The organism is uncultured Roseobacter sp., assembly GCF_947495275.1.
Lineage (GTDB): Bacteria > Pseudomonadota > Alphaproteobacteria > Rhodobacterales > Rhodobacteraceae > Roseobacter.
This window is the reverse complement of sequence record NZ_CANLYL010000013.1, coordinates 33114-59173: the sequence shown is the minus strand read 5'-3', so window position 1 is coordinate 59173 and position 26060 is coordinate 33114. Positions and strand designations below refer to the sequence as shown.

The following is a 26060-nucleotide window of genomic DNA, read 5'->3' as shown; positions in this document are numbered from 1 at the left end:
CAACGACAGATGACACCTGTTGGACAGACCAGATCCACCCGAAGGGGGCATTTTCAAAGATATCGTCAATGCTCAGTTGCACGGCCCTGCCGGCAACTGTAAACCGCAGGTAACTCAAATGACGGAGCATATTATGTCAGCGACCCGCACTGAAACCGACAGCTTTGGCCCCCTTGAAGTGCCCGCGGACAAATATTGGGGCGCGCAGACCCAACGCTCGATCATAAATTTCCCGATTGGCTGGGAAAAACAACCCGTCGCAGTAGTGCGCGCATTGGGCGTGATCAAAAAAGCCTGCGCCCAGGCCAACATCGCTTTGGGCAAACTCGACACGGATCGCGGCAATGCCATCGTGCAGGCCGCTGGCGAAGTGATCGAAGGCAAATTCGACGACAACTTCCCGCTCGTGGTCTGGCAGACGGGTTCCGGCACCCAGTCGAACATGAACGCCAACGAGGTGATCGCCAACCGCGCGATTGAAATTCTGGGCGGTGAGATTGGATCGAAAGACCCCGTGCACCCGAACGATCACTGCAATATGGGCCAGTCGTCCAACGACACCTTTCCCACGGCAATGCATATTTCCGCGGCAATGACCGCGCATGACGTGTTGCTGCCGGGCCTGGAAAAACTGCACCGCGCGCTGGAGGCCAAGGTCGCCGAATTCGACGGTATCATCAAGATCGGACGCACGCACACCCAGGACGCCACACCCCTTACGCTCAGCCAGGAATTTTCGGGCTACAGCCATCAGGTCGCCATGGGTATCCAGCGCGTGAAGGATGGTTTGGGCCGCATCTATGAACTTGCGCAAGGGGGCACTGCGGTGGGCACCGGTCTGAACACCCCCAAGGGCTGGGATGTGACAGTTGCCCGGAATATGGCGGAGATCACCGGCCTGCCCTTTGTGACCGCGCCCAATAAATTCGAAGCGCTTGCCGCCCATGACGCCATGGTCGAAATCTCGGGCGCTTTGAAGACGGTCGCGGCCTCTTTGTTCAAGATCGCCAATGACGTCCGCCTGCTGGGGTCTGGCCCGCGTTGCGGGTTGGGAGAACTGGTCCTGCCGGAGAATGAGCCGGGCTCGTCGATCATGCCGGGCAAGGTGAACCCCACACAATGCGAAGCCCTGACGCAGGTCTGCGCCCATGTGTTCGGCAATGATGCCGCCGTCGGCTTTGCGGGGAGCCAGGGGCATTTCGAACTTAACGTCTACAAGCCCATGATGGCCTATAACGTGTTGCAATCCATGCAACTTCTGGGGGATGCAGCCTCGGCCTTTACGGACAATCTCGTGGTTGGCCTGAAAGCCGATGCGGACAGGATCGAAAGGTTGATGCGCGAAAGCCTGATGCTGGTCACTGCACTTGCACCGGAAATCGGCTATGACAATGCGACCAAGGTTGCCAAAACCGCGCATAAAAACGGCACGACCCTGAAAGAAGAGGCGATTGCGCTGGGATTTGTTGACGCGGAAACTTTCGAGCGCGTTGTGCGCCCGGAAAACATGATCGGACCCAAATGAGCACGCCCATCAATCTCAACAAAGTAAAAAAAGAACGCAACCGCGCCTCACGCAGGGCGCGGGCGGATGAGAACGCGGTGGCCTTCGGACAGACCAAAGCGCAAAAAGCAGCGCTCAAGGCCAAAGCGGAGAAAATCGCGCGCAATCTGGACGCTCACAAACGCGAGACATGAGCGGTCGGCCCGTCAAACACTCGGTGACCTTAAAAGGGCACCGAACCTCAATATCTCTGGAGGATGAATTCTGGCGGGCCCTACGTGATCTGGCAGCAGAAAAATCACTTCCAATCAATGCGCTAGTGGCTGAAATTGATGTAGATCGCGGGAGCGACATGGGATTGGCCTCCGCGATCCGTCTCTATGTGCTGCGCAATCTACAAGACCGTTTGGCGGGGTCTCAGACCGACGCGCGATAGATCTTGTCGATATTCCCACCCAGAGCCGCGTTAAATTCGCTATCTGACATCCGCACGTTCAACCCTTCAGTCAGCGCGCGGCTGAAGCTGGCGATCATGTGCTTGTTTTCTGCGAGCTTGGCAGAGGCTTCGTCCGTCGAATACCCGCCCGACAAGGCGACGACACGCAGGACGCGTGGGTGTGCGGCCAGACCATCATAGAGACCAGGTTGATCCGGCAGCGTGAGTTTGAGCATGATGTCCACGCCGTCATCCAGCGTGTCGAGATACCTGGCAATTTCACCTTCCAGCAAGGTCTCCGCCTCACCTTTGGTGTCTGAATGGATGTTGACCTCAGGCTCCAGGATCGGAACAAGCCCGGCGCCCGTCACCGTTTGCCCCACTTCAAATTGCTGAGCAACAATATCGGCAATGCCCTTGGCGTTTGCTTCGTGGATCACTGAACGCTCCTTGGTGCCAAAGATGCCTTTCGCCTGTGCCGTGGTCAGAACATCTTCGAGCCCCGGCATCGGTTTCATCAACTGCACACCGTCGGCCTGCTCTTCGAGACCTTTGTCGATTTTCAGGAAAGGGACAACGCCGCGCTGGTTCCACAACAAGTCCGCCACCGGCGTGCCATTGATCGTGTCATGCATCGTGCGCTCAAAGAGGATCGCGCCGATGACCTTGGCCTTGGTAAAATCCTCCGCCAGAATGATCCGGGCGCGCATATCGTGCATGGCGCGGAACATTTCATCATCGCCAGAATAATCCGAAGGCTCCACACCATAGAGGCTCAGCGCTTTCGGTGTTGAACCGCCAGACTGATCCAATGCGGCGATAAAGCCTGCACCTGATTTCATTTGCTCGCGCATTGCAGCTTGGTCTGACATGGTCTTTTTCCTTCTGATTCCGCCCCTTGGCCTTCTTTAGAACAGTCCGGCAACGGATGGTACATGTTAGCGCCGGACAATGCGCAACCAGATGCCATCACGCGATCTGACCGTTAAATGTGCCACCGGTACGGGCGTTGGATGATCGGTCAGCACCACCCGGTAATCACGCAGAATATGAGCAAGCATCAACACCCCCTCGATCATCGCAAAGCCCGCCCCCGGGCACACACGCGGACCGGCACTGAAAGGAATGTAGGCATTGCGTGCACAGGCCTGTCCATTCTCGGTTTGCCAGCGGTCGGGCTTAAAATCATCCGGGGCATCCCAGAGGCGCGTGTGCCGGTGCAAATGCCATTGGCTCATCACCAGTTGCGCACCCCGTGGTGCAGCGCGTTTGCGCAATGTTTCCTCTTTCTGCGCCTCGCGCACCATCATCGGCACCGGCGGGTAGAGCCTCAAGGTCTCGCGAAACACATCGCGCGTTATTCGCAGCTTCGACAAAACGCCGAAATCACATTCCCCAAGGGCTTGGGCTTCCTCAGCGACACGGTCCTGCCAATCCGGGAAAAGCGCCAAAAGATAGAGAGACCAGGCAAGGGACGACGCGCTGGTTTCATGCCCTGCCAGAAAGAAAATCGCGACCTGGTCAACCATTTCATCGACGTCGAAGGTGTTGCCGGTCTCAGGATCAGCCGTTGTCATGATCTTGGTCGCCAGATCCTGCGGTGCATTTCCCGCATCAATTTCCCTTTGCCGCTGTTGCGTGATCTCCCGGATCAGTCGTCGGATTTGCAGCGCACTCCGCTTGGTCGTGCGGCGAAACCCGCGCGGCATCCAACGGGGCAAGGGCATGAAAGCCGCGATGTTCAAAATGGGCTGGCTGCGTTGATAGGCCTGAAAAGCCTCGTAAACATCCCGTGCAACGCGATGATCGATGGGGATTGAAAACAGCGTTCGAAAGATCACATCAGCCGCAGCATGGCTGGCCTCGGGCTCAACATCAATCTCCTGATCCGAATGCGCGCTGAACCGTGCGGCCGCGGCCTCCGCAGCCTGCCAGATCGCCGGGAAGGTTTCGCGAAGACGTCCACCTTCGAAAGCGGGATCAATAATCCGTCTCTGGCGTTTCCACGTCTCGCCATTCGTCAGAAAGACCGAGTTACCCAGCAAAGGGCGCAGACCTTCCCCGACGCGATCGGATTTTGGAAAATCATCCGGGCGTTCTTTCAGCAGGAGATTGATGAGTTCGGGGTCATTGGCCATGAAGCTGTGGAAAAACGGCGTTCGAAACTCCGCCATCCACGCACCGTAAAGATGTTCGGGTTGCGCAGAGATGATGTCGCGCCGGAACAGGCGCGCATATCGCCAAAGCGGGACTTTGCCCACACGCGCAGAGGGTTTGGGCGGTTTGGTCATGGTTCGGTGGAGGTGTATCTGCTGACCGTGTGGTCAATCCGCGACCGGGACGCGGGCCGCCCCTCGTAGCGGTCGGCAAGAGCGCGCGGACCAGCGGTGATCTGGAAATAATCGTAGTCCCTTGGCCGATCGAAAGCACACAGGTACTGGAAATGCAACTTAAAGAAGCGCCACCGCAAAGCGCGCCAGCGTTCAGGTGACAGGCTTTTGGTGAAGACTGCCGAGAACACCAACGGCCATTTCTTTTGCGGTGTGCCCTGCCCGGATACACCCACCGGGTCGCAAAGCGAAAACGAACATCCATCACCAGGGGCCGTCACATCCACCCATGTCAGATCGCTTGTCGACAGGTATTTCAGATCGCGCCTGAGGGCATGGGCACGGGGTAAAAAAGAGACCATCGGGACCACTTGCCCCAGTGACAGAAAGGCGAGCTTTGGCCCGTCTGCCGGGATATGGCCTTCGCGGATCAGCGCGGCCAGCACCGTCACCGCAAGATGCGCGCCCGAGGAATGCCCGACCACAAGAACTTCGTCGACATCTGAGACCAGCGCGCCGGCGATCGCGCCTTCAAAACGTTTCAGACGCGTGGTCAATGCCGTCGGGTAGGCCCCATATTGCGATGCGGTATGGGCAAAGTCATGCATCAGGTAATGCGCAAAAATGCGGCCGTCATGTTTCTTGAAAAGGCGCAATGTCTGCCACGCCAACAAGAAAGCCCCCCCTGTTGCGACAAGGCCGACAGCCAGCCCATTGTTCCAGATCGTGCTGAGGAAAGCGTCAACCACCAACCAGCCCAGGAACCCGATTGCCCAGGCTATTGCGGCTTGCAGAAGCAGCGCCACAACGGGGAACAAGGCCGCGATAACGGGCCCCTTTCGCAACCGCATCAACCGCCACAAGGCACCGGTTGAAATATAGATCCACGCGGTACGTATCAGTGCAGCATAGGTCAGCAGGATCGACGCATGAAAACTGTTCTGGACGATATCCGACCAGACCAGCACTTCGAATTCACTCTCGGTTTTCTGCCCGTCGATCTCGGCCTGAACGCGCCAACCAAAAGCAGCGCCCTCCAGCGCGCCAAGCATCTCGATCTGATAGCCGGAAATCGCGGCCTGAGCGGCACTTTCCTTGCGAAACAGCTCGCGGTACCGACGGGGCGGAAAAGGATCATACCCCGGGATGTAGAAAACCTTGCGGTGCTTTACGAGGGTGGGAGATGTGCTGCCCATTGCCAGACCTTGTTCAAGCCCGGCAGCATCGCAGGGATTGAATTCAGTCTAATGCGATCAGCCCAGCGTTGCCAAGGCCGGGAAACGTTCCAGCAACCACCAGGAGAAGGTTGTGAAGGCACCTGTGACAAGCGCCAGCCCGACAACCACCAGCAATCCGCCCATGACACGCTCGATCATTTTCATATGTCGTTTCAGGCGGTTCATGACACCAACGGCACGGGTGATGAACATTGCAGCGACAAGAAACGGAATGCCCAGACCCGCCGCATAAATGCCCAGCAAGAGCGTGCCCCGGCTCACCGATGCCTCAGAGGCCGCAAGCGACAGAATCGCCCCCAGCTGCGGACCGATACAGGGCGTCCAGCCAAAGGCAAAGGCCAGCCCCAGAACATAGGCCCCAAAGCTGGAGCCGCCTTTGTCGCCCGCATCCAGCCGCGCTTCCTGATCCAAGAAGGGAATGCGAATAAGGCCCAGAAAATGCACCCCGAAAATGATCACCACAAGTCCCGCCGCCTGTGAAAAAATCACCTGATTTTGCAGGAAAAACGCGCCGAAGGCCGAGGCGGTAAAACCGAGGATCAAAAAAACCGTACTCAACCCCAGCACAAAGAAAAGTGCGGCAATCACCGCACGCCTGCGCGCTGCCGCCTCACCCGTCATTTCCCCCAGCGACACCCCGCTCATATAGGCCAGATATGGGGGTACGATCGGCAGCACGCAGGGGCTGAGAAAGCTGATCACACCTGCCAGGAGGGCGATGATCATGGCAGGGAGAAGGCCCGCGTCGATGATTTCAAATCCAAACATATCTATCCCCTAGCCGATAAGCGCCGACAGGTCACGCAACGGCTGGTCACATCCTTGTGGACAGACTGAAACATCACGCTTATCTGGGCGGTATGACCCAGGATAATACCCACCTCGACGCAACCGGGCTGCTATGCCCCCTGCCCGTTCTCAAGGCGCGCAAACGCCTTCAGGGGCTGGCGAGTGGTGAGACCCTGACTGTCCTTGCAGATGATCCTGCCGCAGTGATTGATGTGCCGCATTTTTGCGCCGAGGCAGGTCACAAGTTGATTTCAATGAACGATGACGGGCCTGTACAAACCTACGTGATCCGCAAGGCGTAACGAAAAAAAGGCGCGCTTGTCCGCACGCCTTTTTTCGTTCAATCAGCAAGGTGATCAGCCACCAAGCGACCACCAACCCCTCCGCTTGGGCTTGGCTGGTGCCGCCTCCGGCTCGGGCTCGGGCTCGGGAGCAGCAGCGACGGGTTCTGGCACTGGATCAGGCGCTTGCTCAACCACCGCTGCCGCTTCGGGCACAGGTTGAGGTTTGGGCTGTTCCGTCTCGGCGGCGGGCTCATCGGGCTGAGTATCGCTTGTGGCAGTTGCCTCGGGCGCTGGGGCTTGGGCGGGCTCTGCGGCTGCCGCTTCAACCTTGGGTGCTTTTGCGCGACTGGCCCGCTTGCGTTTTGGTTTTGGCGCAGGTTCTTCCGCAGCCGATTCTGGCGCATCAACCACAGACGCCTCTTCAGATACCGCGTCCTCTTTTTCAGCTTTCGCCTTTGAGCTACGCGACCGGCGTTTCGGCTTTGGTTTCTCGGCCTTTTCTTCGGGCACCTCTACCTGCGCTTCATGCGCGTCAGATTGCGTCTCTGATGCCACCTCGGCAGGCTCAGTTGGTTTCTCGCCCTCTGTTCCGCCAGCTGAGCCGTTATCTTCAACTTGTGACGCTTCAGCACCATTGGATTTGTTGCGACTGCGACGGCGGCGGCGACGGCGACGTTTTGGCTTACCATCTCCCTCTTCCGGAGCAGCCGTATTGCCAGCGGCGTCCCCGGCGGGTGCGGCGGGCGCTTCATCCGCGTCCACGACATCGCTGTCATCCGCATCAATCTGATCCATCAAAGAAGTGTCGACCGACACCACTTGTGCGGCGGCAACCGGCACAACACGTGTCGCGGTTTTGAATTTCTCAAGACTGAAATCCGGGCTAACCAATGCCGGATCACCCTCGATCCGAACCGACAAGCCATAACGTCCTTCAATCTGGGCGATATGTTCACGTTTCTGGTTCATCAGGAAATTGGCGATGCCCACAGGTGCACGCACCAAAACCTCACGGGACCGCTTGCGGGTGCCCTCTTCTTCGATCTGGCGCAGGATCGACAGGGCGAGATTATCATCCGAACGGATCAGGCCGGTACCGTGGCAGGCCTGACATGGCTGCGTCGTGGCCTCGATCATACCCGGGCGCAGACGCTGGCGCGACATTTCCATCAGACCAAAGCCCGAAATGCGGCCCACCTGAATGCGGGCACGGTCGGTTTTGAGCTTTTCCTTCATGCGCTTTTCGACGGCGGCGTTGTTCTTGCGCTCGTCCATGTCGATGAAATCGATCACGATCAGACCGGCAAGGTCACGCAGCCGCAACTGGCGCGCCACCTCATCGGCAGCCTCAAGGTTGGTTTTGGTCGCCGTCTGCTCGATCGAGCCTTCCTTGGTCGCGCGACCGGAGTTCACGTCAATAGCCACCAGCGCCTCGGTCACGCCAATCACGATGTAGCCACCTGAGGGTAATTGTACCGTCGGGTTGAACATGCCCGCCAGATAGCTTTCCACCTGATAACGCGCAAAAAGCGGCAGGCTTTCGGCGTAAAGTTTCACATTTTTCGCGTGGGACGGCATGATCATCTTCATGAAGTCCTTGGCGATGCGGTAGCCGCGCTCGCCCTCCACAAACACTTCGTCGATCTCGCGATTATAAAGATCGCGGATCGACCGTTTGATCAGGTCGCCTTCCTCGTAAATCTTCGCCGGCGCGATGGACTTCAGGGTCAATTCGCGAATTTGTTCCCACAGCCGCTGCAGGTACTCATAGTCACGTTTGATCTCCGCTTTGGTCCGTTTGGCACCGGCAGTGCGTACGATGAGCCCTGCGCCCTCCGGCACCTCGATCTCATTGGCGATGTCCTTGAGCTTCTTACGGTCTGCGGCATTGGTGATCTTGCGGGAAATCCCGCCGCCCCGCGCGGTATTGGGCATGAGCACACAGTATCGACCGGCCAAGGACAAATAGGTGGTGAGTGCTGCACCCTTGTTGCCGCGCTCTTCCTTGACCACCTGCACCAGAAGGATCTGGCGAACCTTGATGACTTCCTGGATTTTGTACCGGCGAGGACGGGGTTTGCGAGCGGGCCGAATGTCTTCCTGATCGTCATCGTCCGCGACGGATTCGATGCTGTCATCCTTGGCGGAAGCATCGGACTTGCGCGAGGACACGTCGTCATCATCGTCATCCTCATCTGCCGCTTCAGGGGCCTCAACCGCCTCTTCATCTTCAGACACAGGTTCTTCTGATCCGGCCGTCCCTTCTTCGGAGACACCATCATCAACCGCCTCAACGGGTGCTTCTTCTACAGGCGGCTCAACAGGCTCTTCAACGGGCGTTTCAGCCACGCGCTCCATCGGCGAGGAACCCTCTTCCGCTGCCAGATCAATGGTTTCCATGCCATCGATCTGATCGGATTCGACGTCCTGCGAGATCACCGCATCATCGCTTTTCGCCTCAGCGGCCTTCGATTTCGAGCGGCTGCGGCTGCGTGAGCGACGCTTGGGTTTTTCTTCCTCGTCTTCCTTCGCCTTTTGCGCTTCGGCGTAGGCACGTTCTTCTTCCATCAGCGCCTGACGGTCCGCGACCGGGATCTGATAATAGTCCGGATGAATTTCCGAGAACGCAAGGAACCCATGGCGATTGCCGCCATAGTCTACGAAGGCCGCCTGTAGCGACGGCTCGACCCGGGTTACTTTTGCGAGGTAAATGTTGCCAGCAAGCTGGCGTTTGTTTTCGGATTCAAAATCGAACTCCTCGACCTTGTTTCCGTCGACCACCACGACGCGGGTTTCCTCCGCGTGGGTGGCATCGATAAGCATTTTCTTAGCCATATTTCCAGATTGCACAGCCGCAGCCGACCATCGCCCGGGGGCGCCTGGCGTTGCGGAATATGTCTTGTCAGGGCGATCAGGGACGCACGGCCAATCTGGCCCGGTGGGGCCATGGCAAATCTGCTCAATGCATCGGCGCGCGTCATCGCGTTTCTTCTCCGATACGGGCGTAAAGGCTGCCACGTATCCATTATTATACTGTGTGTTTAGGGCGCTTTGCCTTCAGCCACATCAGCGGTTCCTCGGCCGTTTCCGGCCCAATCGGTCTGCATCGGGTGTGTGATACGTCCACACGGGGGCCCAAGGCAGCGAATCTCTCAGGAAGCGGATTGTCGGCGGGCGACATGCCTCCATTCCCTTAGATAATGCCACAGGATGTGAAAACACAATGGGCAATGTGCGAATAGGCGCTGAATTTGCGCCTATCCCCCGGTTTTCACGTCGTTTTTCCGAAACTTTCCTTCAGGTCACCCTACTCAAAGGTAATCTGATCGCTGTAGCCCGTACTTTGCCATTTTCTCGTTAAGCGTGCGTCGTGGCAGGCATAATTCCTCCATGACGCTGGCAATCGAGCCGCGATGCCGCCGCATAGTGTTGTCGATCAGCATCCGCTCAAATGCTTCCACATATTCTTTCAGCGGTTTGCCTTCCGTGGTCATGACCGGCTGCATGTCTTCGTGATCGTTCATCAACAGCGACGCAATCGTTCCCGACCCCCGACGTGACTGCAAGACGGCGCGTTCAGCGACATTGATCAGCTGACGCACATTGCCCGGCCAGGGCGCCTGCAAAAGCTGCGCCGCCTCCTGGGCCGAGACCTGCGGCGCATCACAGCCGTATTCATCTGAGAACTGCTCACTCAGTCGCGTGAATAGCGTCAGGATGTCTTCGCCACGTTGACGCAACGGCGGCACGGTAATGCGCAGGGCTGCCAGCCGGTAAAAAAGATCCGCGCGCAGGGCGTCTTCCGATGTACGGCCTGCTTCCTGCAGGTTTGAAATCGCGACAATGCGCGTTTCCGCCGGGGCGCCCTGCTCGTTGATCACGCTCAGCAACCGCGCCTGCATGGTCTCTGACAGCGCTTCGATGTCTTCCAACACCAATGTCCCGCCACGTGCTTCCTCGATCGCTGGCAATTGTGCGTCTTCCGGCAACATCGGACCAAAAAGCCGTTTGCTCAGGGCTTCTTCCTCATAAGCCCCGCAGCTGACCAGAACGAATTTCTTGCCCGCGCGACTGCCCACCGCATGTAACGCATGGGCCACCAGGGTTTTACCGGTGCCGGTTTCGCCGTCAATCAGCACATGGCCGTCGGCCTGCCCCAGATCAAGGATATCCTCGCGCAGCCGCTCCATTACGGGGCTTTGGCCAATCAGCTTTTTCATCAGTTGACCGCCATCCGACAGCTCCCGCCGCAACGCCCGGTTGTCCATCACAAGGCGGCGTGCGCCGGTGGCTTTTTTGGCCAATTCGTTCATCCGGTCGGGGTTGAACGGCTTTTCAAGGAAATCAAATGCGCCAACGCGCATGGCTTCCACAGCCATTGGCACATCGCCGTGCCCCGTGATCATGATCACAGGCAGCGCGCTGTCATTGCCCATCAGTTTTTTCAGGAACTGCATCCCGTCCATGCCAGGCATCTTGATATCAGAGATCACAATGCCCGGATAATCAGGCCCCAATGTCTTGAGCGCATCTTCGGCGCTGGAAAACGTCTCTGTGTCATATCCCGATAGTGCCAGCCACTGGCTGATCGACTGCCGCATGTCCTGTTCGTCGTCCACGATTGCGATTTTCATGGCCTGTGTCATGGCTTACTCCGCCGCTTGTGTGCTGTGTTCGCTGCCCAAAATAGGCAGCTGCATTTCAAAAACTGCGCCGCCCGCTTGTCCATTACGTGCGGTGAGCCGTCCTCCAAGGTCGTTAACAATCCCCGAGGAGATGGCAAGACCCAGCCCCACGCCGTCCCCTGCCTGCTTGGTAGTGTAAAACGGTTCGAAGAGCTGATCTAGGTCTTCGATGCCCGGCCCATTGTCACGGACGGTCAACGTCGCCGTCTCGCCAGCTGACAGCATGATATCAACCTTCGGCAACCGCTCGGATTTAGTGGCATCAATCGCATTGCGCAACAGGTTCACCATCACCTGCTCAATGCGCAGCCTGTCCCCCATCACCTGAACCGGCGTCTCAGGCACGATCCGACTGATCTGGACATGGCGCTGACGCAACTGTGGCTCCATCATGGAAAGGGCGGAGGCCAGCGCATCCCCCATATCTACTGGGGAAAAGGCCTCCTGCCCCTTGCGAGCATAGGATTTCAATTGACGCGTGATACCGCCCATCCGCTCGATCAGATCATCAATGCGCCCAAAGGAAGACAGCGCTTCTTCCTGTCGGTTCCTGCGCAACAAAAGCCGTGCGCCAGCCAGATAGGTTTTCATCGCAGCAAGTGGCTGATTAAGTTCATGACTGACCGCTGCAGACATCTCACCCAAGGCCGCCAGTTTGCTGGATTGTTCAAGGGTCTGTTCGGCCACGGCGAGCGTTTCCTGCACCCTTTTGCGCTCGGCGATTTCTCGCTGTAGCGCCACGTTAAGTGCGCGCAGTTCGGCAGATTCCCGCTGAAACAGAGCCATGCGCAGCGCCGTCCTGCGGCTCAGCGCATAGAAGCTGAGCGCCAGAAGAATCGCAAAGCCCATGATTTCAAGCGCCAAAACACCATTCACCCTCTCACGCACCGACGCATAGGTTGTAAAACTCGCCATTCGCCAACCACGAAAAGGAATGCGGGTTTCCAGCCGCATGACCGCTTCGCCCTGCAGATAGGCATCAGGCGGCAGGGCGGTCCAATCGGCCGTCGCCTGAATGGCACGCTGAATTGCGTTTTGTGGCGTCTGACGCGCCAAAGCTTCTTCTTCTGTACGCCCCCGCCAGCGGGGTTCTGTTGTCAGAATGATCGTGCCGGTGCTGTCGGTCACAACTACCGCGTCGGAGATCCCTGCCCAGGCGCGGCCGAATTTCTGCAAATCGACCTCAACCGCAATCACCCCGAGAACGTCGGAACCTGACTGAACCCGGCGCGAATATACAAACCCGTATCCGCCGGTTTCCCGTTCGGCGACCGTGAAGATGGTGGAATTGGACCGGATCGCGTCAACGAAATAGGCCTCCGCGCGGTGGCTCGACCCAAGCCGGTTGCGGTCGGTTGCCGCCACCGTTCGCCCATCAATATCCAAAAGCATCAGAGAGGCCGCCCCAATCTCCTCGACAAAGGAAATCAATCGGCGGGTCGAGGCGGTATAATCGGCGGAGTTAAGGGCACCGATCAATTCGGCGTCGCGGGCCAGAAGCTGTGGCACAATTGCATTCTGGCGCAATTCCGACAGCAGGTTGCCGCTATAGAGTGCCAGTCGCAACTCCGCCCGATTGCGCGTGCTTTCGGTAAAGCGATCCGTCAGCAGGCTGTTGGTGACGGCAACGACAGAGACGGCCAGTAGCAACAATACGCCCAAGGCCACGCGCACGCGCCAATTGACCGCTCGTTCTTGATTGTCAGGATCGACGTTGCTGCTCATCCGCGTAATCTACGCGAAAGCGCCCGATAGGCTCAAGTCACGCTGTGATGAGCGCACGCGACAATGCGCGGAAGAGCGCCTGACCGTCGGTGCCGCCATGGCCAACATCCGCCGCTCGCTCCGGGTGCGGCATCATGCCCAATACGCGGCGATTTTCCGACAGGATGCCCGCGATATCCGCGCGCGCGCCATTCGGATTGTCAGTGTAAGTAAACGCGACACGGTCCTCACCTTGCAGCCGCGCAATGGTATCGTCATCAGCAAAATAATTGCCATCATGATGGGCAATTGGAATGTTTATGACGTCGCCCGCATTGTACCCTTTGGTGTATTCAGATGCAGATGTTTCTACCTTTAAACCAACAGTTTGACAGATGTACTTCAACTTTGCATTACGCAGCAATACACCTGGTAGAAGCCCCGTTTCTGTGAGCACCTGGAACCCGTTGCACACACCCAGAACATATCCGCCCTTCTTTGCGTGATCGGCAACCGACCGGCAAATGGGCGAGTTGGCGGCAATAGCACCACAGCGCAGATAGTCACCAAAGGAAAACCCCCCCGGAATGCCAATAATATCCACGCCGTCTGGCAACGCGCTGTCCTTGTGCCAGACCATGCTGACCTTGGCACCAGCTGCTTCAAAAGCAACGGCCAGATCGCGGTCGCAGTTGGATCCGGGGAAAACAACAACCGCTGCGTACATCAGAGCGTCTCCACCGAGTAGGATTCGATCACCGTATTGGCCAGTAGCTTTTCGCACATCGCGGTCACATCGGCTTCGGTCGCACCGTCAGCGAGGTCAAGTTCGATCACTTTGCCCTGCCGCACACCGTTGACGCCTTCAAACCCCAGGGCCCCTAGAGCGTGGCGCACTGCCTCACCCTGTGGATCCAAAACGCCATTTTTCAGCATCACATGCACTCGCGCTTTCATGCTCTGTCCTTAATTTTCTCGTTTCGTGTCAAATAGTCAGTTGATCAGGGTCGGTTTGGTCACAGGTGGCGTATTTTTGGGCATAACGCCCAACCGGCGCGCCACTTCGGTATAAGCGTCTTTGAGATCTCCAAGATCACGTCGGAAGACATCCTTGTCGAGCTTCTGACCGGTTTCGATATCCCAAAGCCGGCAGCTGTCCGGACTGATTTCATCCGCCACGATCAGACGGTGAAAATCTCCGTCAAAAACGCGGCCAACCTCGATCTTGAAATCAACGAGGCGAATTCCAACCGCCATCATCACGCCCGAGAGAAAATCATTGACCCGCAAAGCAAGGCTCAGAATGTCGTCCATGTCCTGCTGGCTGGCCCATCCAAAAGCGGCGATATGCTCTTCTGTCACCAGCGGATCACCCAGGCTGTCGTCCTTGTAACAGTATTCGACAATCGGGCGTGGCAGTTGGGTGCCCTCCTCAATGCCAAGACGTTTGGACATGGTGCCCGCGGCATAGTTGCGCACGATCACTTCCAAAGGCACGATTTCCACGCTTCGAACCAGTTGCTCGCGCATGTTGAGGCGTTTGATGAAGTGGTTTGGCACGCCGATCTGACCAAGGCCTGTCATGAAAAATTCACTCAGGCGGTTATTTAACACACCCTTGCCCTCGATCACGGCTTTCTTTTCGGCGTTGAAGGCGGTCGCATCGTCCTTGAAATATTGAACAATCGTGCCGGGCTCAGGACCTTCATAAAGGATCTTCGCTTTGCCTTCGTAGATTTTCTTGCGCCGGGCCATGGGCGTCCTTTCGCACTTTTACCGTGAGGATCACGGCAGACGTTGCGCCCCTCTTAGTGTAAGCCCCGCGTTGCTGCAAGCCAGCGCCACTTGCGCAAAGCGTCGCAAGCCCGCATATCTGTTGCAGAGGCTTATCGAACATCAGGAGATCGCGCCATGACAACCTTCGACGACCGCGAAAATGCGTTTGAAAACAAATTCGCCCATGACGCAGAAATGCAGTTCAAGGCGGAGGCACGTCGCAACAAGTTGTTGGGTCTCTGGGCCGCTGAGCTGCTAGGCAAATCAGGTGATGACGCGGAAAATTACGCCAAGGAAGTCATCAGGTCGGATTTTGAAGAAGCTGGCGATGAGGATGTCTATCGCAAGGTTTCCGGCGATCTCGGCGACAAGGCTGATGAGGCCACAATCCGCTCCAAAATGCTGGAGCTTATGGCGCAGGCCAAGGCGCAATTGATGGACGAGGTCTGAGCGGGAACCCTCCGGGACCACGTTAACACTTATCTCATTCTGATCCGCTAGCCTCCCCGTCGGGGGCGCTATCGGAGCGCGTGGGAATGATCCAACTATCTTGGGCCGGCGGGGCCCGTTTTGCCATGCGTGTCGGTTTTCCGCTGGGCATTCTTGCCTTGTGTCTTTCTTTGATGGCCGACCGTCTGGCCGAGATGTCCATCGCACAAATTACCGCGCAGATGGCCCATGTCTCCGCCAATCAGTGGACTGCCGCGCTGGCTCTGACAGCCGTGAGCCTTTGGGCCGCAGGTCGCTATGACGTCATCGCCCATCGTCACCTGCAAACCGGAATTTCGCGCTCCCACGCAGCCCGCTCCGGCACAATTGCAATTTGCCTGGCCCAGACCCTTGGGTTTGGTGTCTTTACCGGCGCGCTGGCCCGCTGGCGAATGCTGCCAGATCTTTCCTTTGCCGGAGCCATGGCGCTATCCGCTTTCGTGACCCTCTCTTTCATGATCGGTCTGCTTGTTGTGGGGGCTGCGGTTATGCTGATCCTCCCCGCCCCGGGCTGGACCCTGTTTCCTGCGCTGGCTGTCATGGCGGGTCTGCCTTTGTTGGCCTATCTGTTTTTTACAGTTAAGTTACCGAAAGTGTTCGGCAAATCCTTGCGCTTTCCCTCGCTGCGCGCAAGCGGGGCTATACTGCTTTGGACATTGGTCGACGTCTCAGCGGCAGCGGCGGCATTGTTCGTTCTCATGCCCGACGCCATTTCCTTTGGGGTCGCGGTGTTTTTCCCTGCCTATCTGTTGGCGCTGGCGGCGGCTCTGCTTTCTGGCACTCCGGGTGGGGTCGGCCCCTTTGAACTCACGCTTTTGAGCATTCTGCCGCAAGCAGCCTCAACCGATGTGCTTTGTGCGATCGTGATGTTCCGTGTGATCTACTATGCGGTGCCAGCGCTTCTGGCCATGCTGGCCATGACCCGCCCCTTTGGCTCAGGAAGCCGCGACGAAACAGACCTGTCGGCGCCGGATTTTTCATCGCTCAAACGCGCTGAATACGGCCTTATCCGGCAGAACGGCGGTTTCTGGCATGTCACGCAAAATGCAGCGCTGGCAATATGGCCCACCCGGCAAACCCATACCGCCCTGTGCGATCCGATTACCAACGATCCTGCCCGCGCTCTGGTCGAGCACGCGCGCGAAGCGACAGCATATAACAAGATCGCAGTTCTCTATAAATGTACCAGCCACATCGCGCTGTGTGCCCGCAAACTCGGCTGGTCGGTCCTTCACATCGCCGATGAAGCCGTGCTCACCCCTTCAGAATTCGATCTTGACCGCCCCTCATGCCGCAGTTTGCGCCGTAAACTGCGCAGCGCGACAAAAGCGGGCATCGTGGTGCGCACACCCCACGTCATGCCTTGGGAAGAAATGGCCCGGATCGACCGCGAGTGGCAGGTTGCGCGGGGTCCCGCGCGGGGCGGCACAATGGGTCGGTTCTGCCCTGACTACCTGTCTCGTCAATACGTCGTTATTGCCTCGCAGGGCGATCAACTTCTGGCTTATGCCAGCTTTCATACCAGCGACCACCAATGGTGTCTCGATGTGATGCGATGCCTGCCCGACGCCCCTGATGGCACCATGCACACCCTGGTCAATCACGCGATCACCGCGGCACGCGCGCGCGACATCGCGCAAATCTCCCTGGCAGCGACACCCGCCTGCCTTGATCCTGAAAATGCCTTTTTTCGCAGGCTTGCGCGTTGGGTCGTGTCCAAATCCGGCGGGCCGGGGCTGCGCCAATTCAAATCCAGTTTCGGGCCCGTCTGGGTGCCGCTCTACATGGCCTCACCGACAGCTGCCGGATTGACCTTGTCCGCCGCTGACATCGCCTATTCAGTGACACATCCCGAGACCTTGAAACCATCAAATGGTTCTCATCCTCATAACCAAGATGAGAATTATGAGTTTGTCTTGAGTGCACATTCATGACACTCCCTGCTTTCTCTAATGTGCGGAGTTCCCATGACAAATCCATTCCTGAAATTGCTCGGCGAAAAAGGCACATTGCTTGCTGATGGCGCCACGGGCACGAACCTCTTTAACATGGGATTGATGTCCGGGGATGCGCCAGAGCTTTGGAATACGGACGAACCGCAAAAGATCAAATCTCTCTACAAAGGTGCTGTTGACGCGGGCAGCGATTTGTTTTTGACCAATTCCTTTGGGGCAAATGCCGCGCGGCTAAAGTTGCATGGGGCCGAGAAGCGCGTGCATGAACTGGCGCGGGTGTCAGCCGAAATTGGCCGCGAAGTGGCCGATACCGCGGGGCGCGAGGTGATTGTTGCAGGTTCGGTCGGACCAACAGGCGAGATCATGGAGCCGGTTGGAACGCTCAGCCATTCGCTGGCGGTCGAAATATTTCACGAAGCAGCCGACGGGCTGAAAGCAGGGGGTGCCGATATCGGCTGGCTTGAAACCATCAGTGCGCCCGAAGAATATCGCGCGGCAGCCGAAGGATTTATGCTGGCGGGACTGACCTGGGCCGGAACCATGAGTTTTGACACTGCCGGACGCACGATGATGGGGCTGACCAGTGCCGATATGGTGAAAATGGTCGATGATCTCGACGCAGCGCAGGCCCCGGTTGCCTTCGGTGCGAACTGTGGAACTGGTGCGTCGGATTTGCTGCGCACCATTCTCGGATTTTCCGCGCAGGGCTCCGAAAAACCTATTATCGCCAAAGGCAACGCTGGTATTCCAAAATATGTCGATGGCCATATCCACTATGATGGAACGCCGGAACTGATGGCGGATTATGCGGTCATGGCGCGCGCATGCGGTGCCCATATCATTGGCGGATGCTGCGGAACCATGCCCGAACATCTGCGTCACATGCGTGAAGCGCTTGATACCCGCACGATGGCACATCCCCCGGCGTTGGAAGCAATTGTCGATCGCCTGGGCGCGTTTTCGTCGCAACATGACGGAACCGGCGAGAACGCCACCCCGGCACGCAGAACCTCCCGGCGACGCCGCGCGGCTGGTTGACCTGTTTCAGGCTTTCATCTGCGCGCTCAGGATGCCCCGACCCACCGACATCAGGAAGTCCCATTCTTCCATAGACTTAAGCTCGGTCGTGTTCTTGTTGTCGATACTCAGAAAAGCGTGTCCATGCACGGAGGTCCAAAGCATGTAAGCGCTGCGGGCCGCGGACTGGTCATCTGTGTCAACGCCCAGATAATCCGCACAGGCTTTCACAACGATCAGGAAACAGGCCTCGCCTTTTTCCTGCAGGCATGTGTTTTCATCATGTCCTTCGGTCAGTCCAAACATCAACCGAAAGATGCCGGGCTCCGTCTTGGCAAAAGTAATGTAGGCGTTGCCGATTCCCGCCACAGCCTCCAACGATCCGGCAGGATGGCGATCTCTTTCCTGTGACATTTGCCAGCTCAACCGGTCCATCGCATCCGATACCAGCGCATTCAGTAAATCGACCCGGTCCTTGAAATGCTTGTAAGGGGCAGCCGTGCTGACACCGGCGCGCCGTGCCGCTTCGGCGACAGAAAACCCTTCAGGACCATGGGCTTCCACCAATTCACGCACAACCGTCAACAACTGCCCGCGCAGGTCGCCATGGTGGTAAGACGCGCGTTTCTCTTGAACTGTATCGTGGGTATCTGACAAAAAACGCCCCTTTTGCGCTTGATAAAGTTAGAGCTTATAACATATGTAAGTGACACTTACTTCACAAGTGAGGTCTCATATGACATCTGCCACCATAGATAAACCTCTTTGGCGCCGCATCCTACGCAAATGGGTGACATTCGTCTGCACTGTTTTGATAATTGGCACGGCAATCGGCTTGGTTATTCTGGGCCAGACGATCCTGGCGGATCGTGCTGCCGCCGTCACCCCGCCAGCTGCAGCACCAGCGATACACGTCCAGACAAGCCGTCTGATAATGTCTGACAGCTATGATGTGCTCCGACGGTTTCCGGGCCAGATTGAGGCCGCCCAACAAACCGAAATGGCCTTTGAACAGGGCGGCACCGTGGCGCTGCTTGCCGCTGAGGAGGGCGATGAAATTGCCGCGGGCACCATGATCGCGCGTCTCGACACCCGGCTCATAGAGGCAGAGAAAACCCGCCTGATCGCCGCACGCCGCGCGCTTGAAGCTCAGGCAGAATTGGCGAGGCGCACGACAAAACGGCAGACCGAACTCAGCGAAAAAGGCTTTGCCTCAACGCAGGCCGTAGACAACGTGGCGCTGCGGCTGGTCGAACTACAAGCGCGGATTGCCGAAGTTGATGCCAGTCTTGTGTCGGTCGGCTTGCAGTTGGAAAAATCAGAACTGCGCGCGCCTTTCGATGCTTTGGTGTCGGCCCGCATGATCGACACAGGTAGCGCTGTGCAGTCTGGCCAGCCTGTGCTTTCCCTGGTCGAATCCAGTGGCCACCAGTTTCGCGTTGGCCTGTCACCCGACGCCCTTGGCGCCTTGCTCGACAGCACCAATGCCCAGGTCGTGTTTGACGAGGCAATATACGACGTCCAATTGAACGCCGTCCTTCCGGAACTGGATCCGGCAACCCGCACCCATATGGTATTGCTCGACTTTTCGGCGGATGTATTGCCACCGCTGCGCGACACAGGCGTGCTATTGCTGAAGCAAACCGTCCATCAGGCTGGCGCCTGGGTGCCATTGGCTGCGTTGCAGGACGCGCCACGCGGGTTATGGCGGTTGCTGACCGTTTCCGAAACGGACGGCAGTGCATTCGTTCAAAGCGAATCCGTCGAGATCCTGTTTTCTGACGTCGAGCGGGCCTATGTCCGCGGTACCTTTTCAAACGGGAGCCGATACGTCGCGGACGGGCCACATCGCGTTGTGCCCGGACAGAAAGTAACTCTTCTGCAAGAGCCAAGCTGATGGAGACGCTCACGTTCCGTGAACCGCGCATCGTGGCGCTTGCCCTTCTGGTGATCATTGCGGCAGGCCTCTCGGCATTGCTTGCGATCGGACGGCAGGAAGATCCGACAATCACCAATCTGTTTGCCACCATCACAACGCCCTACCCTGGCGCGGACCCTGCCCGCGTCGAAACGCTGATCACCGCGGAAATCGAAGACGTGTTGCGGGAAATTCCCGAAGTGGATGAGATCAATTCGACTTCAGCAACCGGTATCTCCATCGTGCAGGTCGATTTGTCCGATACATTGGCGGATGACCGAATCGAGCAGGTCTGGTCCGAAATACGCGATGCCCTTGGCGATGCCGAGGCAACCTTTCCTCAAGGTGCAGCGACACCGGAATTCTCCTCCGATGGTGCCGGCACCTTCGGCGCAATCATCGCACTCTTTGGCGCGCATGATGATGTCCCCCTCTCGATTGTCGGACGACACGCTGAAAGTCTTGCAGATGACCTGCGCAGCTTGTCAGGCACCAAGCAGGTAGAAACCTTTGGCGCACCTCAAGAAGAAGTGCTGGTGACACTTGATACGACAAGAAGCGCCGCGCTGGGACTGACCGCGGATGATGTTTCCACAGCCATTTCACGAGCGGACAGTAAAGGTCAGGCCGGGCGCGTCAGGGGCGCTGGAACAGAGATGATCATCGATGTTGCAGGCGACATCACCGCCACGGACAGGGTGCGCGATCTCATTGTTCGCGAAGGCTCAGGCGGTCAGGTCACCCGCATTGCCGATATCGCCGAGGTTAGCCGTGGGCCGCGCCTGCCGCTTGCCGAACGCGCGCTGCACAATGGCAAAGCCGCAGTTCTGGTTGCAGCGAAACTCGAAGATGGATTGCAGGTTGATGTCTGGATGGGTCGGGTCACCGCAGCACTTGCCACATTTCAGGCGGATGCACCCGGCGGGATCACGGTCGAGCTGATCTTTGATCAAAGCCGTTACACAGCCGAGCGACTCGCGGAGGTCGGCGGCAATATGGCTGTCGGCATCGCATTGGTTATTGGCGTCCTTCTGATTACCCTGGGCGTACGGGCCGCGCTGATCGTGGCGCTCATCCTGCCCATCGTCTCCCTGGCAACCCTCGCAACCATGAACATCATCGGACTTGCCATTCATCAGATGTCAGTGACCGGATTGATCGTTGCTTTGGGCCTGCTGGTGGACGCGGGCATCGTGATGACCGATGAGGTCGGCCAGCGCGTCGCCAGTGGCCGATCGCGACTGGTAGCGGTACGCGGTGCGGTCCGGCGTCTTTTTGCCCCCCTCTTTGCCTCCACCGTAACCACCGCCCTATCCTTCACCCCAATGATCCTCTTGCCGGGCCCGGCGGGCGATTTTGTGGGATCCATTGCGATTGCCGTCGTCACGATGCTGGGCTGGTCTTTTGTTATTGCCGTGACGTTGACACCGGCCATCGCAGGTTGGGCGATGCCATCACGGGATAAGTCGGAGCATCTTTCTTCCGGGATCAAGCTGCCCCGGCTGTCTGCTGCCTTTGCAGCGTCCCTGCGATGGGCCGTCAAGAACCCCATGCGCTCTATCGCCCTTTCGCTGGTGCTGCCTGTGCTTGGGTTCATGTCGATGCCTTTGCTGACCGCGCAGTTCTTTCCGGGCGTGGATCGTGACCAGTTTCACATCGAGGTGGATTTACGCCCGGGCGCTGCTCTTTCCCAAACCAGCAAAGTGGTGGATACGCTCGACCGGCTACTGCGGGATGCGCCTGAAACAAAACAGGTTTCCTGGGTCATCGGTAAATCAGCCCCGGCGTTTTACTACAATATGGTCAGCGCCCGCGACAATGCACCCCGCTTTGCGCAGGCCCTTGTCACCACATATTCACAGGAGGCAACGGAAACGCTGATCAGCCGATTGGAACGCGACATCGGCGCGGCAGCACCCGCTGCGCAGGTACTGGTGCGCGGCCTCGTTCAGGGCCCCCCCGTGGACGCCCCGGTGGAATTACGGATCGTCGGTTCGGATATCGACACCCTCCGTGTTTTGGGGGCAGACGTGCGCCGTATCGTTGCCGATGTGGATGCGGTCACCCTTGCCCGGGGCACGGTCACAACAGGCGCGCCGGAGGTCAGCATCGATGTCGATGAAGCCAAGGCACGTTCCATGGGCCTCGATCTGGCGAGCATCTCGCGCCAACTCGAAGCGGGTCTGGAGGGGGTCTCAGGTGGCTCTTTGCTGGAGGGGTCTGAAGAGTTACCGGTGCGGGTGCGGTTTGGCGATGCGACACGCACGGACCTTACGGCCATTGCTGATCTGACCCTTCTGCCGCCGAACGCGGCGAGCCTATCGCGGGCGAGCCAATTCGTCGGCATCCCACTCTCCACCATTGCAGACATTTCGGTCAATCCCAGTGAGCCGATCATCACCCGGCGCAACGCCGAGCGCAACAATACCATTCAGGCCTTCATCCTGCGTGATGTTTTGCCCGAAGAGGCCTTGAACGACGTTCAGCGCGCGCTGGAAGCGGAGGGTTTTACACTGCCATCAGGGTACCGAATGGAGATCGGTGGCGACAGCGATGCGCGCGCCGAGACGCTGGGCAATCTGTTGGCCTCACTCGGGCTCATCGTCACCCTGTCGATTGCGGCCATCGTGATAACCTTCAATTCCTTCCGCCTCTCCGCCATTGCCCTGGTGGTCAGCGTCCTCTCTGCGGGCCTGAGTATCCTGTCGCTGGCGATCTTCCAGTATCCATTTGGCATAACGGCGATCATAGGCGTGATCGGGTCGATCGGGGTTTCGATAAACGCCGCCATCATCATCATGACCGGCCTGCGCGACGATCCCGAGGCGCGTCAGGGCAATCCGGATGCCATGGTAGGTGTCCTGATGGGATCAAGCCGCCATATTGTCAGCACAACCATTACGACTTTTGGAGGTTTTCTGCCGCTGATCCTTGCAGGTGGCGGGTTCTGGCCGCCTTTTGCCATGTCCGTCGCGGGGGGCGTTCTGTTGTCCACTGTCGTTTCGTTTTACTTTACGCCCCCAATGTTCGCGCTTCTCTACGCCCGCAAAACCAATCCTGATACGCGAAAGCAATCTGCGACGACGTCGGGTCTTGCCCCCTTAAACCTTGTTCAGGCGGCGGAGTAACCCAAGGTTGAACTCCATATCATTATGAAAAAGTTTCGCTCTCACGGAGCCTTGGGAGGCTTGTGCATTGATCTGATGTTGCGATAAATTTGCGTCACAGCGTCGCACAACGATACCCTCGTGTCGCAATTTGAAAAGTCAGGTGCGGGCGTTCTGTCAAAAGGGTCAAAAGATCACGCCCCGCTTTCTGGTGCGGCAACAAAGGAAAGCTCATGTCGGACGAAGAAGACGATATCATTCTCTCGGAACTGGACGACGAAGAACTTGTTCAGCAGATGTTTGACGACCTCTATGATGGTCTCAAAGAGGAAATCGAAGAAGGCGTGAACATCCTGCTGGAACGCGGGTGGCAACCTTACGATGTTCTGACCAAGGCACTTGTGGGCGGCATGACCATCGTGGGCCACGATTTCCGCGATGGCATTCTGTTTGTGCCCGAAGTTCTTCTGGCGGCGAATGCAATGAAGGGCGGCATGGCCATCCTCAAACCCTTGCTGGCCGAAACAGGGGCGCCCCGCGTTGGCAAAATGGTCATCGGCACGGTCAAGGGCGACATTCACGACATCGGCAAGAACCTCGTCGGCATGATGATGGAAGGTGCCGGTTTCGAAGTGGTCGATCTCGGCATCAATAACGCGGTTGAAGCCTATCTGGAAGCAATGGAACAGGAAGCGCCCGATATTCTGGGCATGTCCGCCCTGCTGACCACCACGATGCCCTATATGAAAGTTGTGATCGACACCATGGTCGAACAGGGCATTCGTGATGACTATATTGTGCTGGTCGGGGGCGCTCCGCTCAACGAAGAGTTCGGCAAGGCGATTGGTGCCGATGCCTATTGCCGCGACGCTGCGGTCGCGGTGGAGACTGCAAAGGAATGGGTTGGCCGCAAACACAATCAGAAATCCGCCTGATCTCCGTCACATGAGTTTCGCGACCTGTGTCGGAGACCCCGATGCAGGCCGTTTTCGCGAAAGAGCGCTATGCAAGGGCTGAATGATACGAAGCTTACCGAGACAGGCCTGCCGCTGACAGAAAAGAGCGGCAAGGTGCTATTGATCGCCTGCGGGGCACTGGCACGCGAAATCCTCGACCTGAAGGCTGCCAATGGCTGGGCACATCTCGATCTTACTTGTTTGCCCGCCAAGTACCATCTCTACCCCGAAAAAATCACCCAAGCGGTCCGCGAGGCAGTCACCAAACATCGCGCCGCCTATGCCAGCATTTTCGTGGTCTATGCCGATTGCGGCACCGGCGGTCTGCTTGAGGCCGCCTGTGAAGAGCTGGGTGTCGAAATGGTCGCTGGCCCTCACTGCTACTCCTTTTTCGAAGGCAACGACCGCTTTGCAAAGCAGAGCGAGACCGAGATCACAACTTTCTACCTGACCGATTTTCTCGTCCGCCAGTTTGATGCATTTATCGTCAAGCCCATGGGGCTCGATCGTCATCCCGAACTGCGCGACATGTATTTCGCCAACTACGAAAAACTGGTCTATCAGGCACAGACCGATGACGCGGCACTCACGGAAAAAGCACGGCACTGCGCGGATTTCCTGGGGCTTAAGTTCGAACGGCGCCTCACGGGTTACGGCGATCTGGCCACCAGCCTTGCCAGACTATGACCTGCTGCACCACATCCACAATTTCCGAAGGAAATTAAAACATCGTGTGACACCGAAGGTGTCGCAATTGGATTATGCCGCCGCCGTGGCAACCTTTCGGATGCGCTCGATCATCGCTCGAAGTCCATTTGACCGCTGAGCAGACAGATGATCATTCAGTCCGAGGCGTTCCATCTCAGCGCGCGCGTCAACCTTTGCCACCTGATCCAGCGTCAAGCCATTGTAAAGCTTACGCAAAACCGCAATCAGACCGTTGACGATCATCGCATCACTCTCGCCATCAAAATGCAACACACCGCCGTCAGTCAGCGCATGCAGCCAGACCTGGCTCGCACAACCGTCGACTTTCGTTGCAGGCACTTTTAATGCGTCAGCCAGCGGCACCATCGCCTTGCCCTCCTCGATGACCAGGCGGTATCTCTCTTCCCAGTCCTCCAGGAACTCGAAGTCTTCCACCAATTCCTCAAAAGCAGCCTGCGCCATGTCCATCCTCACTTGATGCGCCTGAGGTAAGCTGTGCCTTGCCAAAGGTCCAGCCCCGCCTTGATGCTTTTCAACGGAAGCCAGATGCGGTACTCGGAAGATACGAAAAACAATTGGCAGGCACCATGCGCAAGACAGTTTCCGCCCTTTTGGTCTCTACCCTGGTCCTTGCGGGCTGTGGAACGCGGCTCAACCCCTTCAACTGGTTTGGCGGCAGTGAATCTGCTCCCGTCGTTCCCGCCTCGGCGCAGGAAAAAAACCCGCTGATACCGGAACGCACCGGTCTCTTTCAATCCAGAGGCCGCGGCGAGGAGGTCTACCTGGGTTCTCCCATCCAGGTCATTGATGAGCTGGTCGTTGAGCGTGTGCCTGGCGGTGCGATCATTCGCGCCACGGGCACGGCAGCCGTGCAAGGTATCTACGACGTCCAACTGACCCCCGCCAACGAGGATGAGGAGGCCGTGGATGGCGTTCTGACCTACCGTCTCGAAGGACTGCAACGCGCGGATTTGCGCGTGCAGGGTGCGCCTGCGACGCGGCAGGTAACAGCGGCGCGCCGTGTCACGGATCGCATGTTGGAAGGGACGCGCACCATTCGGGTTGAAGGCGTGCAAAACGCACGGCAATCGCGGCGCTGAGATATCCTTGATCGCGCGGCGTTATCGCTGCAACTGATGTGTTTTGCATGGTGGAAAAACCCGT

General features: G+C 57.8%; 24 protein-coding genes. 12 read left to right on the top strand and 12 right to left on the bottom strand.

Annotated elements, in window-relative coordinates:
* Positions 1-133 precede the first annotated feature (133 nt).
* The 3 genes from fumC to Q0802_RS19815 are packed head-to-tail and all read left to right on the top strand — an operon-like array spanning position 134 to position 1940.
* Positions 134-1525, top strand: a complete 1392-nt coding sequence (fumC, locus tag Q0802_RS19825; RefSeq protein ID WP_298921631.1) for a class II fumarate hydratase — start codon at positions 134-136, stop codon at positions 1523-1525.
* Positions 1522-1698, top strand: a complete 177-nt coding sequence (locus Q0802_RS19820; RefSeq protein WP_298921539.1) for a DUF4169 family protein — start codon at positions 1522-1524, stop codon at positions 1696-1698. The genes fumC and Q0802_RS19820 overlap by 4 nt, the downstream gene beginning before the upstream one ends.
* The gene (locus Q0802_RS19815; protein ID WP_298921537.1) at positions 1695-1940 is read left to right on the top strand and encodes a ribbon-helix-helix domain-containing protein; all 246 of its coding nucleotides are present in this window, start codon (positions 1695-1697) and stop codon (positions 1938-1940) included. The genes Q0802_RS19820 and Q0802_RS19815 overlap by 4 nt, the downstream gene beginning before the upstream one ends.
* Here Q0802_RS19815 and Q0802_RS19810 read toward each other — a convergent pair.
* The 4 genes from Q0802_RS19810 to Q0802_RS19795 form a co-directional block, all read right to left on the bottom strand.
* Positions 1922-2812 carry a fructose bisphosphate aldolase gene (locus Q0802_RS19810; RefSeq protein WP_298921535.1) on the bottom strand — a complete coding sequence of 297 codons (891 nt, stop codon included), beginning with the start codon at positions 2810-2812 and terminating at the stop codon, positions 1922-1924. The genes Q0802_RS19815 and Q0802_RS19810 overlap by 19 nt on opposite strands.
* A gap of 66 nt (positions 2813-2878) precedes the next feature.
* Positions 2879-4231 (bottom strand): cytochrome P450, encoded by a 1353-nt coding sequence (locus Q0802_RS19805; RefSeq protein WP_298921533.1) that lies wholly within the window; start codon positions 4229-4231, stop codon positions 2879-2881.
* Positions 4228-5466: a hypothetical protein gene (locus tag Q0802_RS19800; RefSeq protein WP_298921532.1), complete on the bottom strand. Its 1239-nt coding sequence runs from the start codon at positions 5464-5466 to the stop codon at positions 4228-4230. Before Q0802_RS19800 ends, Q0802_RS19805 begins: the two co-directional genes overlap by 4 nt.
* A gap of 57 nt (positions 5467-5523) precedes the next feature.
* Positions 5524-6276, bottom strand: coding sequence for a cytochrome c biogenesis protein CcdA (locus tag Q0802_RS19795; protein WP_298921531.1), 753 nt, complete (start codon positions 6274-6276; stop codon positions 5524-5526).
* A gap of 92 nt (positions 6277-6368) precedes the next feature.
* Between Q0802_RS19795 and Q0802_RS19790 the strand changes: the two genes are divergently transcribed.
* Positions 6369-6599, top strand: a complete 231-nt coding sequence (locus Q0802_RS19790) for a sulfurtransferase TusA family protein (RefSeq protein ID WP_298921630.1) — start codon at positions 6369-6371, stop codon at positions 6597-6599.
* Positions 6600-6653: 54 nt separating this feature from the next.
* On the opposite strand, the gene Q0802_RS19785 is transcribed toward Q0802_RS19790, so the two are convergent.
* The 6 genes from Q0802_RS19785 to purC form a co-directional block, all read right to left on the bottom strand.
* Positions 6654-9416, bottom strand: coding sequence for an Rne/Rng family ribonuclease (locus tag Q0802_RS19785; RefSeq protein ID WP_298921530.1), 2763 nt, complete (start codon positions 9414-9416; stop codon positions 6654-6656).
* A gap of 476 nt (positions 9417-9892) precedes the next feature.
* Positions 9893-11227, bottom strand: coding sequence for a sigma-54 dependent transcriptional regulator (locus tag Q0802_RS19780; protein ID WP_298921528.1), 1335 nt, complete (start codon positions 11225-11227; stop codon positions 9893-9895).
* Positions 11228-11230: 3 nt separating this feature from the next.
* Entirely contained in the window at positions 11231-12991 is a 1761-nt protein-coding gene (locus Q0802_RS19775; protein ID WP_298921526.1) for an ATP-binding protein, read from the bottom strand.
* 37 nt (positions 12992-13028) lie between these two features.
* Positions 13029-13697, bottom strand: a complete 669-nt coding sequence (gene purQ / locus Q0802_RS19770; RefSeq protein WP_298921524.1) for a phosphoribosylformylglycinamidine synthase subunit PurQ — start codon at positions 13695-13697, stop codon at positions 13029-13031.
* Complete coding sequence (purS, locus tag Q0802_RS19765) at positions 13697-13927, bottom strand: phosphoribosylformylglycinamidine synthase subunit PurS (RefSeq protein WP_298921522.1); 231 nt, start codon at positions 13925-13927, stop codon at positions 13697-13699. Before purS ends, purQ begins: the two co-directional genes overlap by 1 nt.
* A gap of 36 nt (positions 13928-13963) precedes the next feature.
* A complete protein-coding gene (gene purC / locus Q0802_RS19760) occupies positions 13964-14725 on the bottom strand; it encodes a phosphoribosylaminoimidazolesuccinocarboxamide synthase (RefSeq protein ID WP_298921520.1) in 762 nt (253 codons plus the stop codon).
* A 156-nt stretch (positions 14726-14881) separates the two neighbouring features.
* On the opposite strand from purC, the gene Q0802_RS19755 reads away from it, so the two are divergent.
* The 3 genes from Q0802_RS19755 (at position 14882) to bmt (ending at position 18228) form a co-directional block, all read left to right on the top strand.
* On the top strand, positions 14882-15196 hold the full coding sequence (locus Q0802_RS19755; RefSeq protein WP_298921518.1) for a DUF1476 domain-containing protein: 315 nt from the start codon (positions 14882-14884) through the stop codon (positions 15194-15196).
* A gap of 86 nt (positions 15197-15282) precedes the next feature.
* The gene (locus Q0802_RS19750; protein WP_298921516.1) at positions 15283-17169 is read left to right on the top strand and encodes a phosphatidylglycerol lysyltransferase domain-containing protein; all 1887 of its coding nucleotides are present in this window, start codon (positions 15283-15285) and stop codon (positions 17167-17169) included.
* Between the two features lie 33 nt (positions 17170-17202).
* Positions 17203-18228 carry a betaine--homocysteine S-methyltransferase gene (bmt, locus tag Q0802_RS19745; protein WP_298921514.1) on the top strand — a complete coding sequence of 342 codons (1026 nt, stop codon included), beginning with the start codon at positions 17203-17205 and terminating at the stop codon, positions 18226-18228.
* 6 nt (positions 18229-18234) lie between these two features.
* On the opposite strand, the gene Q0802_RS19740 is transcribed toward bmt, so the two are convergent.
* Positions 18235-18864: a TetR/AcrR family transcriptional regulator gene (locus Q0802_RS19740; RefSeq protein ID WP_298921512.1), complete on the bottom strand. Its 630-nt coding sequence runs from the start codon at positions 18862-18864 to the stop codon at positions 18235-18237.
* Positions 18865-18943: 79 nt separating this feature from the next.
* On the opposite strand from Q0802_RS19740, the gene Q0802_RS19735 reads away from it, so the two are divergent.
* The 4 genes from Q0802_RS19735 (at position 18944) to Q0802_RS19720 (ending at position 24875) form a co-directional block, all read left to right on the top strand.
* Positions 18944-20104 (top strand): efflux RND transporter periplasmic adaptor subunit, encoded by a 1161-nt coding sequence (locus tag Q0802_RS19735; RefSeq protein WP_298921510.1) that lies wholly within the window; start codon positions 18944-18946, stop codon positions 20102-20104.
* Positions 20104-23253, top strand: a complete 3150-nt coding sequence (locus Q0802_RS19730; RefSeq protein WP_298921508.1) for an efflux RND transporter permease subunit — start codon at positions 20104-20106, stop codon at positions 23251-23253. The genes Q0802_RS19735 and Q0802_RS19730 overlap by 1 nt, the downstream gene beginning before the upstream one ends.
* Before the next feature lie 212 nt (positions 23254-23465).
* Positions 23466-24167, top strand: coding sequence for a B12-binding domain-containing protein (locus tag Q0802_RS19725; protein WP_298921505.1), 702 nt, complete (start codon positions 23466-23468; stop codon positions 24165-24167).
* Between the two features lie 69 nt (positions 24168-24236).
* Positions 24237-24875, top strand: coding sequence for a DUF1638 domain-containing protein (locus Q0802_RS19720; RefSeq protein ID WP_298921503.1), 639 nt, complete (start codon positions 24237-24239; stop codon positions 24873-24875).
* A gap of 72 nt (positions 24876-24947) precedes the next feature.
* On the opposite strand, the gene Q0802_RS19715 is transcribed toward Q0802_RS19720, so the two are convergent.
* The gene (locus tag Q0802_RS19715) at positions 24948-25358 is read right to left on the bottom strand and encodes a SufE family protein (RefSeq protein ID WP_298921501.1); all 411 of its coding nucleotides are present in this window, start codon (positions 25356-25358) and stop codon (positions 24948-24950) included.
* 125 nt (positions 25359-25483) lie between these two features.
* Between Q0802_RS19715 and Q0802_RS19710 the strand changes: the two genes are divergently transcribed.
* Positions 25484-25996, top strand: a complete 513-nt coding sequence (locus Q0802_RS19710) for a hypothetical protein (protein ID WP_298921499.1) — start codon at positions 25484-25486, stop codon at positions 25994-25996.
* Positions 25997-26060: the final 64 nt, after the last annotated feature.